At 43.7% G+C, this 549-nt stretch carries 2 protein-coding genes; both read right to left on the reverse strand.

All coding sequences use genetic code 11. The annotated features are described in order from the left end of the window. On the reverse strand, positions 1–308 hold a 308-nt coding region (gene pilO / locus R7044_RS27355), incomplete at its 3' end, for a type 4a pilus biogenesis protein PilO (RefSeq protein ID WP_225456241.1). Then, on the reverse strand, positions 301–549 hold a 249-nt coding region (locus R7044_RS27360; RefSeq protein ID WP_225456242.1), incomplete at its 5' end, for a PilN domain-containing protein. The genes pilO and R7044_RS27360, both read right to left, overlap by 8 nt.

Below are 549 nucleotides of genomic sequence, written 5' to 3' on the forward strand. Positions count from 1 at the left end.
GCCAACATTGTGGCCAACTCTTTTTGTGCCGGTAGTTGTTGCAACAGCAACTCATAACGCGTAGTGAGCTCGTCCAGTTGAGATTGCAATTGAGGCAATGCAGCCACCTTGTTGGCTTTTATGCGCAATGCCACTTTTAATGTTTGCTCCTCTTGAATCAAAGTGTTCAAACGAGCGTCTTCTGGCTTTAAGTAAAACCAATAACCAAACCCTTGGATAAGAAGAACAAGCAGGCAGATCACTACAAGCTGAGGCAGTAATGGCCATTCAGCAATCTCATCCATTTCTAGATCTTGCCAATTAACCATGTTGTTTTCCCTCTTTCTTCTCTTCTACCGTGTTAAACATGAAGGACACTTTAAAGGTCTGAAACTCTTTACCGAAACGGGCTTTTCCGTGCACGATAGAGTGCATTTCAACGTCCAGTAGCTTGGCAGAACGTTCCATGTTATCGAGCATGGTTGCTAGCCGAGGTGTACTGTCTGAAATACCTGAGATTTCAATTTCTAGATCGTTCATTTTGATCTTGTCGACATACACGCCTTCTGG

This window comes from Vibrio sp. 1402 (assembly GCF_033340275.1).